We start from the raw sequence: 10000 nt of genomic DNA, 5'->3' as shown, positions 1-10000 counted from the left end.
CTAATTCAATTGTTTTTTCAAAAGCCTCTTTATAATCTGAAAGTTTAATCTTACTAAAAGGCGCCGTATCGTATTTTGTTGTAAATTTTTTTAAAAAAAGTGTCATAAAAATTTGTTTTTACCGATAAAGTGTATAATTTTGTCGATGAAATGATGTAGGAACATCCTTTTTGCCCCAAACAGAGAGAGAGTAGAATTTTTTTATAGTTGTCACTTAATTGTGAGTAGAAATCCCGAATTAGTAATAACTCGGGATTTTCTATTTTTATTTCAATCCTTCCGAAGCTTTTAAAACGGCTTGTTTCAATCCTTCTTTGTAAGCTATTATTTTATCTAAAACGCATTTATCAGAACTTCCGATAATTTGTGCGGCTAAGATTCCAGCATTTTTTGCTCCGTTTAAAGCAACGGTTGCTACAGGAACGCCACCAGGCATTTGTAAAATTGATAAAACCGAATCCCAACCATCAATAGAATTGCTAGATTTCACGGGAACTCCAATTACAGGAAGTGGCGACATAGAAGCAACCATTCCAGGTAAATGAGCCGCACCGCCAGCACCAGCAATAATTACTGAAATACCTCTTTCGTGTGCATTTTTACTGAAATCAAATAGTTTTTCAGGTGTACGATGTGCCGAAACAATATCTACTTCGGTTTCGATATCAAATCCTTTTAATATGTCGATGGCTTCTTGCATTACCGGCATGTCCGAAATGCTTCCCATTATTATGGCTACTTTGCTCATTTTTGTTGTTTATGTTTTGTTGTTAAATTAAAATTTTTTGTTTTCAATAAATAAAATAAAAACACTATTAGCCAAAATATTATTAAGTTGAAAATAAATTTTTTTAAATCAGCACCATGATGTAAGTCATTTCCATCTAACCAAAAAATAGAATAGAAATTAAACGGAAAGCCAATGTTGATTTCAGGGATTTCTTTAACTTTTAATCTAAAATAAATTTGAATTAGTAGAAAACTAAAGTTAAATACACAAAATGTGACAAACGAATAAAAACTTATTTTAAAAAAATGTTTTATCATTTTCAAATTGACACATTGTCTTATTGGCTAATTACCCTAATTGAATTCTTAACTTCCTCCGCAATTTTTCTCGCTTCGGTCATATCTTCATTTACAATCGTAACGTGACCCATTTTTCGGAAAGGTCGCGTTTCTCTTTTTCCGTAAATATGAGGTGTTACGCCATCAATCGCCATGATTTTTTCTATGTTTTCGTAAACTACTTGTCCAGAATAACCTTCTTCACCAACCAAATTTACCATAATTCCGGCAACTTTGCTATCGGTGTTTCCTAAAGGTAAGTTTAAAATAGCACGTAAATGGTTTTCAAATTGCGAAGTATAACTCGCTTCAATCGAATAATGTCCTGAATTATGTGGTCTTGGTGCAACTTCATTTACCAAAATTTCATCGTCTTCTGTTTGAAACATTTCAACAGCCAATAATCCAACATGATTGAAAGCTTCCGAAACTTTCAAAGCAACTTCAGTAGCTTTTTGAGCCACTTTTTCATCGATACGTGCTGGACAAATTACGTATTCTACTTGATTCGCTTCAGGATGAAATTCCATTTCTACTACTGGATAGGTTTTCACTTCTCCAGAAACCGAACGAGCCACAATTACTGCCAATTCATTTTTAAACGGAACCATTTCTTCTGCAATACATTCTACATCAGGAAGTTTTACCAAATCTAATGCGGAGCGACAAATTTTAACGCCATTTCCGTCGTAACCAAACTGAGCACATTTCCATACAAAAGGAAATTCTAATTCGTCTTTTGCTAAAGCGTTTCTTAAATCGTTCAAATCAACAAAACGTTGGTGTGGCGAAGTAGGAATATCGTTTGAAACGTAATAATCTTTTTGTTTTCCTTTGTTTTGAATCAAACGTAAGGTTTTTGGCGAAGGGTAAATCGGTAATCCTTCTTCTTCCAATTTATCTAAAGCGTCTAGGTTTACATTTTCAATTTCGATGGTTAACAAATCGACCATTTTACCAAATTGGTAAACGGTATCAAAATCCATTAAACTGCCTTTGTAAAATCCGTTGCAACTGTATCGTGCTGGAGCTTCTTCGCTTGGTTCTAAAACTAAAGTTTGAATATCGAATTTTCGAGTTTCAGTCAAAAGCATTTTTCCTAATTGACCTCCTCCTAAAATTCCTAATTTAAAATCAGAAGAAAAATAATTCATTTCGTTGTAGTTGTTGTTTGCGCAAAGATACTCAGACAATTGATAATTAACAATTGATAATTAACAATTTGTTACTTGTTGATTTTTTTCAAAAGATTTCGAGTTGCCGCTTGGTAAGCTGCACTGTGATTGGAATAATCTTGAGAAATAATCGTTTTTAATTCCTCGTGAACCCAATCGTATTTCTTTCCAAATACAAAAAGCGCTTTCATAGCATACACTTTTGCGGCTACTTTTTCGTCTTGAATCAATCGGTCAATTAAGGCTTCGATTAAATTGTGTTCTTGTTGTTGTGTGAGAGAAATTCCGTTTTTTCTGTGATTGCTTTTCACTAAAAAGAAAGCAATTTTAGTCGCTGGTCGTAATGCCGAATCGTCTTTTATTTTAGGAAGAATAGTACAGAAATCCTCAATATAAGGAATAAATTGTTTTAGTTTCTTTTCGCAAACCAAATCTAAACTCCAAAATGCTTTTACATGCAATTCATCTTTTGTATCAAAAGCAATTTGTATCATTTCATTGAGATGATTTTCGTTTTTCATGGCAAAATTGCTTACCATTTTTCGGCTGGCTACATGACAAGTGCTTTCTTCGATTTTCTGATACATTTGGCTTTTCATTCGGTAAATATATCAAATTTGCAAAAAAGTTGAAATACTTTGTAGCTATTCATTTGACTTTCTTAAATTTGTTGTTTATTTCTAAATCTAACTAAAGTGATACAACTACACGATAAGAAATTTGAAGTTTTTATTTCGGGAGAGGAAATTAACTTCGCCATTGAAAACATGGCCAAACAAATTGAAGATGATTTTTGCGATGATGTGCCTGTTTTTATTGGAGTTTTGAATGGCGCTTTTATGGTCGTGGCCGATTTGTTGAAAAAATACAGTCACAATTGCGAAGTTTCATTTGTAAAAATGGCATCGTACGAAGGAACAAAAACCACAAACGAAGTAAAAGAACTGATTGGTTTGAACCAAAGTTTAGAAGGTCGTTCTGTAATTATCGTAGAAGATATTGTAGATACTGGAAATACGGTGGAAGAATTAAAAGCAATTTTAAAACATCATAAAGTAAAACATTTTAAAATTGCGACTTTATTTTTTAAACCAGAAGCCTACACAAAAGATATTAAATTAGATTATGTAGGGATTCGAATTCCAAATAAATTTATTGTAGGATATGGTTTAGACTACGATGGTTTAGGAAGAAATTTAAAAGACGTATATCAATTATCAGAATAACTAACTATTACAACTTAACATAACAAAGCAATGATCAATATCGTATTATTTGGTAAACCAGGAGCAGGGAAAGGAACACAAGCCGATTTTTTAAAGCACAAATACAATTTAGTACATTTATCAACTGGTGATATTTTTAGATTCAACATTAAAAATGACACGGAATTAGGTAGATTAGCTAAAACTTTTATGGATAAAGGTGATTTGGTTCCAGATGAAGTAACTATTAAAATGTTGCAAAGCGAAGTAGACAAAAATCCACAAGCAGCAGGGTTTTTATTTGATGGTTTTCCAAGAACAATTGCACAAGCAGAAGCTTTAGATAAGTTTTTAGAAGGTAAAAATCAAGAAATTACTGCAACAGTTGCTTTGGAAGCTAATGATGAAATCTTAGTGCAACGTTTGTTAGAAAGAGGAAAAACTTCAGGAAGACCAGACGATCAAGATGAGGAAAAAATCAGAAATCGTTACCAAGAATACAACGAAAAAACCGCGCCATTAATGGATTATTACAAAGCGCAACACAAATTCTACGCAGTCGATGGTATTGGATCTATTGAAGAAGTAACCGAAAGATTAAGTTTGGTTTTAGACACATTTTAATTGAAAAATAAGGCTTTGAGATAAATTTCGGGCTTTCGATTTTTTTTTCGATATTTGCACACAGAAAAGGAGCTATTTCCGTAATTTGGGATTTTAGCTCTTTTTTTATAATTTTAACTATGGAAATTTTAATCATTCTCTTTCTGATTATTTTAAACGGTGTTTTCTCAATGTCGGAAATCGCATTGATTTCAGCTCGTAAAAACCGATTAGAAACAGCGGCTAAAAAAGGAAATAAAAATGCGAAAGTAGCATTGGATTTAGCCAATTCGCCAAACGAATTTTTATCTACTGTTCAAATCGGAATTACTTTAATTGGGATTTTAACGGGTATTTATTCGGGAGATAAAATTACTACCGATGTACGAAATTTTGTAGCTACTTTTGAAGCATTAAAACCGTATTCGGAATCTATTGCTGTGGGAATTGTAGTAGTGGCATTAACATTTTTCTCTTTAGTTTTAGGTGAATTATTGCCAAAAAGAATCGGTTTAAATTATCCAGAAGGAATTGCAAAAGCAGTTGCGGTTCCCATGAAATTAGTTTCTACGATTACAATGCCTTTTATATGGTTGCTGACTATTTCAACTGAATCTTTGATGAAACTTTTGCAAATTAAACCAACAGCTGACGGAAAAGTTACAGAAGAAGAAATCAAAGCCATTATAAAAGAAGGAACTGAAGTAGGTGAAGTTCAAGAAATTGAGCAAGATATTGTGGAACGTGTTTTTCATATTGGCGATAGAAAAGTTAATTCATTAATGACGCACCGAAATTCAATTGTGTATTTGTCTTATGAAGATTCCATTGAAGAAATCAAAGCGAAAGTTTTAGATGAATTGCATTCGGTTTATCCAGTATGTGCGGATAATTTAGACGATGTAGAAGGTATCGTTTTGTTGAAAGATTTGTTTGCCAGTTTTGAAAAAGGAAATTTCGATTTAAAATCGATAATTAAAGAACCAGTATATTTTATTGAGCAAACGTCGGCATATAAAGCATTGGAAAATTTTAAGGTTTCAAAAGTGCATTATGCTTTGGTTACCGATGAACACGGTGTTTTTCAAGGAATAATTACATTGAATGATATTTTAGAAGCGTTAGTAGGAGATGCGGCTGATTTCTATGAAGACGAATTTAAAATTGTAGCAAGAGAAGACGGTTCGTGGTTAGTTGACGGACATTATTCGCTACACGATTTCCTAACTTATTTCGATATGGATGAGTTAATAGGAGATTACGAAGTAACAACAGTAAGTGGATTAATCATAACAGAATTAGGAGTAATCCCAAAACAAGGACAAAAGTTAATTTGGAACAAATTAGAGTTCGAAGTTATCGATATGGACGGTGTTAAAATTGATAAAGTTTTAATCACCAATTTAAAAGAATAAAACAATGACAGAAGGAAATTTTGTAGACTACGTAAAAATATATGTTTCTTCCGGAAAGGGAGGAAAAGGGTCGTCGCATTTACACAGAGAAAAATTTATTGAAAAAGGTGGACCAGATGGTGGAGATGGTGGTCGCGGTGGACACGTATATATTAAAGGAAATAAAAACCTTTGGACGTTATTTCACTTGAAATTTCTAAAACACATGCGTGCAGGTCACGGAGGCGATGGAGGAAGTTCAAGAAGTACAGGACATGACGGAGAAGATAAATACATTGAAGTACCATTAGGAACGGTTGTAAAAGATCAAGAAACAGGTGATGTTTTGTTCGAAATTACAGAACACGATGAGGTAAAAATCTTAGCAGAAGGAGGAAAAGGTGGTTTAGGAAACTGGCATTTTAGAAGTTCAACCAATCAAACGCCTCGTTATGCACAGCCTGGTATGCCGGTAAAAGAAGTGGATGTTACTTTAGAATTAAAAGTATTAGCAGATGTAGGTTTGGTAGGTTTTCCAAATGCTGGAAAATCAACATTACTTTCTGTTTTAACTTCGGCTAAGCCAAAAATTGCTGATTATCCGTTTACCACTTTAAAACCTAATTTAGGAATTGTAGCGTACAGAGATTTTCAATCGTTTGTAATGGCTGATATTCCTGGAATTATTGAAGGTGCAGCAGAAGGAAAAGGTTTAGGTCATTATTTCTTGCGTCATATTGAGCGTAATTCAACGTTGCTGTTTTTAGTTCCTGCGGATGCCGATGATATTAAAAAAGAGTACGAAATTCTGTTAGACGAATTACGTCGTTACAATCCTGAAATGTTAGATAAAGATCGTTTGATTGTGATTTCAAAATGCGATATGTTAGACGATGAATTAAAAGCAGAATTGAAAAAACAATTGGATAAGGAATTTAAAGGAACACCTTATATGTTCATTTCTTCGGTTGCCCAACAAGGTTTACAAGAGTTGAAAGACAAATTGTGGCAAATGCTAAATGCTGAAGAAAAATAAAAAAGTTAAAAATAAACGTAAGAAAAAGCATCTTCTATTTGAAGGTGCTTTTTTGTTTTTAATGCAGTTATTATAATAAAAAGTTAAAATTGCTTCAATCTAACTTGATTTTGAAATGATAATTTTATCGAAATCGTATTTTTAAGTATATTCGCCACACAAATCAAAAGAACACAGATTTATTATGAAAAAATTATTATTATTTGTCGTTTCTGCAATTATGCTTGTACCAGCTTCGGTAAAAGCAGATGAAGGAATGTGGTTTTTAATGTTCATTGAGCGTTTAAATCACCGCGACATGCAAAAAATGGGCTTGCAATTAACAGCCGAAGAAATTTACAGTATCAACAACCACAGTTTAAAAGATGCAATCGTGCAATTTAATGGTGGATGTACTGCTGAAATGATTTCAAAAGACGGATTAGTTTTAACCAATCACCACTGTGGATATGATGCCATTGCAGAGTTATCTTCAGCAGAAAAAAACTATTTAAAAAATGGGTATTGGGCAAAAAACAGAGCAGAAGAATTAAAACCATCTAGTTTATATGTGCGTTTCTTTGTTCGTATGGACGATTGTACAAAAAGAATCTTATCTGTTGTAAATCCTTCAATGAGCGAAGCTGATAGAGAAAAAGCTATCAATGCTGAAATCGCTAAAATTGAGAAAGAAAACAACGAAGGTGGGAAATATACGGTTTCTGTTCGTCCATTTTTCCAAGGAAATGAATATTATTATTTCGTTTACCAAGATTATAAAGACGTTCGTTTAGTAGGAACTCCACCAGAAAGTTTAGGAAAATTTGGTGGTGATACAGACAACTGGGAATGGCCACGTCATACAGCAGATTTCTCTATGTTTAGAGTGTATGCTGATGCAAACGGTAATCCAGCTGAATATTCTACAAACAATGTTCCTTTGCAACCAAAACATTATTTACCAGTAAATATTGGTGGTGTTAAAGAGAATGACTTCGCAATGATTTTAGGTTATCCAGGTAGAACTAACCGTTGGATGCCAGCAGGTGGAATTGAGCAAAACGTAAAATTTGCTTATCCAGCATGGGTTGAAGGTTCAAAAGTAGGTATGGACAACATGAAAAAATACATGGTTCAGTCGGATGCTTTAAACCTTATCTATGCTTCTAAATTTGCAGGAGTAGCCAACTACTGGAAAAACCGTCAAGGAATGATTGATGCGTTATCAAAATTTGGTACTGCTAAAACGAAAGCGGCTCAAGAAGCTAAATTTCATAAATGGGCAAATAAACCAGAGAATAAAGCAAAATATGGAAATGTAGTTCCTACAATTAATAAATATTATGAAATGACGAATGAGAAATCGCGTCATGATAATTATTTACAACAATTATTCAGAACTTCTGCTTTTGGAACTATTGGAAGAACTTTAGGAAGACAATTAGATGCTTATGTAAAAGCAGATGCTGCTAAACGTGCTGAAATGGCTCCGACTATTTTAGAAATGGTAGACGAAATGTATAAAGAGTTATATATTCCAGCAGAGAAAGATATTTTAGCAGCACAATTGAGCTTATATTCAAAAAAAGCAGGATATACTTTAGCTCCAATGGTAGAAAAATTAGCTAAAGAAAACAATGGTGATTTCACTAAATATGTTAATGCAGCTTTCGATTTAAGTATTTTTACTTCAAAAGAAAAAGTAAAAGCATTTTTAGATTTACCAACAGAAGCTTTATTAGTAAATGATCCATTATATGTTTTATCAAATGATTTAATAACTCATTTAGGAAAAAGAAGTGATGAGTTAATAAAAGCGCAAAATGATTTTGGTGCCTCTTTCCGTTTATTAGTAGAAGGTTTGAGAGAATCTAAAATTGGAGAAATCAAATATCCAGATGCAAATTCAACGTTACGTTTAACCTATGGAAAAGTTCGTTCTTTACCAGCTGACAAACGTAATGATGCAACAATTAATAACTACACTACATTAGCAGGTCAAGTTAAAAAATACAAAAAAGGTGATTTAGAATTTGATTTACCTACAAGAGTATTAGAAATGAATGCTAAAAAAGAGTTTGGTCGTTATGCAGATAAAGACGGATCTTTACACGTTTGTTTCTTAACTGACAACGATATTACAGGTGGAAATTCAGGTTCTCCAGTATTAAACGGAAAAGGTGAATTAATCGGTTTAGCATTCGACGGAAACATCGAAGCTATGGCTGGTGACGTAATCTTCGACAAAAAATTACAAAGAACAATCAACGTTGATATTCGTTACGTGTTATGGGTAATTGAGAATTTCTCAGGAGCTAAACACATTGTAGACGAAATGACAATTGTGAAGTAATTTCTAAACAAATAATAAAAAAAACGACTTGAGAAATCAGGTCGTTTTTTTTATGGTTGATAGTCAAAAGGTAACATGTCGCCAACTTTTTTCCAACCCATATAGCCATAAAAAAATAGGTTGGCGGGGTTGTAGTAATTTCCATCAGCAAAATATTCAACAGCTTCATCTTCATTTTTTAATTGCGAGACTTGAAAATTTGCGTTTTCTTTTGTGGTAAAAATTAAAAATTTTTCATCAGGAGCAGCCTTAGTATAGGTTACGTTAATGTAATTGTCAAATTTTATAAATTTCTTTTCGTTTTCTTGAATTGTAAATTTAGAAATAGGCAAAGGAATAGTTCCTAATTTATTGATTTCTTTTTCTGGTAATTTTCTAATTAGAGAATAATCGTTAGTAAGCTTTGCTTTTGCAACTATTTTTTCAACCTCTTTTTCATCAGGATAATCTGGATTTGGCACTTTGATTAGTTCTCTCACACTAAACCCTTCTTCCTGTAACTTCTCATTAAATAAGGCTCTAACAAAATGCATGGAGGAACCTAAATAGGCTTCTAATCTGTTTTTTGAAATTTTTTTAGGATTTAGCTTTTCTTCTTTTGTGATGTCTTTAAAGAATGGGTATCCTAAATAAAAAGTAAATATTTGATTTTGCCCAATAACAGTATGATTAAATTGTATTAATTCATAACTTATGACATAACCGGTAGCTTTGTTTCTAATTTGTAATGGTTTATTTGCGTTAGCAATTAGATTATATTTTTCAGGAGTTTTTTCTTCATTTAAGATTATATCTTCAGGATTTAAAATTTCGGCTTCTCTAGCAATATCGCTGTTTCCTATAAAATTTGCTTTGAAAATTTCAAACATTCTTTCCCAATTTTTGTCATGTTTCTGTTTGATGAAAACAACTTCATTTAATTCGTTTTTAATTTCTCTTAAATAAATGGTTTTATTAATATTATTACCATCGGATAGATTCAGACCCGTTTTTATGGTGATATATCCCACATAACTAATTATAATTTCCTTAGTTGTGATGGGAAGCTCTAAACTAAATTTTCCTTCAAAATCACTGTAAGTTCCACGAGAAGAATTTGGAACATAAATGGAGGCTCCTTGTAAGACTTCTTTGGTTGCAGCATCTTTAATGACACCTTCAAAAAGAACTTGTGAGAAACAGGGAAA

General features: G+C 32.6%; 9 protein-coding genes. 5 read left to right on the top strand and 4 right to left on the bottom strand.

The features are described 5' to 3' along the window. Positions 1 to 265 precede the first annotated feature (265 nt). The 3 genes from purE to LDL23_RS07310 form a co-directional block, all read right to left on the bottom strand. On the bottom strand, positions 266 to 748 hold the full coding sequence (gene purE / locus LDL23_RS07320) for a 5-(carboxyamino)imidazole ribonucleotide mutase (RefSeq protein ID WP_008254544.1): 483 nt from the start codon (positions 746 to 748) through the stop codon (positions 266 to 268). Positions 749 to 1067: 319 nt separating this feature from the next. Next, the gene (locus tag LDL23_RS07315; protein ID WP_291265115.1) at positions 1068 to 2222 is read right to left on the bottom strand and encodes a 5-(carboxyamino)imidazole ribonucleotide synthase; all 1155 of its coding nucleotides are present in this window, start codon (positions 2220 to 2222) and stop codon (positions 1068 to 1070) included. 71 nt (positions 2223 to 2293) lie between these two features. Continuing rightward, positions 2294 to 2830 (bottom strand): hypothetical protein, encoded by a 537-nt coding sequence (locus LDL23_RS07310; protein WP_291265114.1) that lies wholly within the window; start codon positions 2828 to 2830, stop codon positions 2294 to 2296. Positions 2831 to 2938: 108 nt separating this feature from the next. Between LDL23_RS07310 and hpt the strand changes: the two genes are divergently transcribed. From hpt to LDL23_RS07285, 5 genes are all read left to right on the top strand, one after another. Beyond that, complete coding sequence (hpt, locus tag LDL23_RS07305; protein ID WP_291265113.1) at positions 2939 to 3469, top strand: hypoxanthine phosphoribosyltransferase; 531 nt, start codon at positions 2939 to 2941, stop codon at positions 3467 to 3469. 30 nt (positions 3470 to 3499) lie between these two features. Further along, the gene (locus LDL23_RS07300; RefSeq protein WP_026725666.1) at positions 3500 to 4072 is read left to right on the top strand and encodes an adenylate kinase; all 573 of its coding nucleotides are present in this window, start codon (positions 3500 to 3502) and stop codon (positions 4070 to 4072) included. 119 nt (positions 4073 to 4191) lie between these two features. Further along, positions 4192 to 5466 carry a hemolysin family protein gene (locus LDL23_RS07295; protein ID WP_291265112.1) on the top strand — a complete coding sequence of 425 codons (1275 nt, stop codon included), beginning with the start codon at positions 4192 to 4194 and terminating at the stop codon, positions 5464 to 5466. A gap of 4 nt (positions 5467 to 5470) precedes the next feature. After that, positions 5471 to 6481: a GTPase ObgE gene (obgE, locus tag LDL23_RS07290; protein WP_291265111.1), complete on the top strand. Its 1011-nt coding sequence runs from the start codon at positions 5471 to 5473 to the stop codon at positions 6479 to 6481. A gap of 184 nt (positions 6482 to 6665) precedes the next feature. Beyond that, positions 6666 to 8813: a S46 family peptidase gene (locus tag LDL23_RS07285; RefSeq protein ID WP_291265110.1), complete on the top strand. Its 2148-nt coding sequence runs from the start codon at positions 6666 to 6668 to the stop codon at positions 8811 to 8813. A 50-nt stretch (positions 8814 to 8863) separates the two neighbouring features. Here LDL23_RS07285 and LDL23_RS07280 read toward each other — a convergent pair. After that, a partial coding sequence (locus LDL23_RS07280; protein WP_291265109.1) for a carboxypeptidase-like regulatory domain-containing protein occupies positions 8864 to 10000 on the bottom strand: 1137 nt, incomplete at its 5' end.

It is taken from the genome of Flavobacterium sp., from assembly GCF_020217025.1.
In the GTDB taxonomy this organism is placed as follows: domain Bacteria; phylum Bacteroidota; class Bacteroidia; order Flavobacteriales; family Flavobacteriaceae; genus Flavobacterium.
Note: the sequence above shows the minus strand (reverse complement) of the source record. Positions and strands in the feature narration are given on the sequence as shown.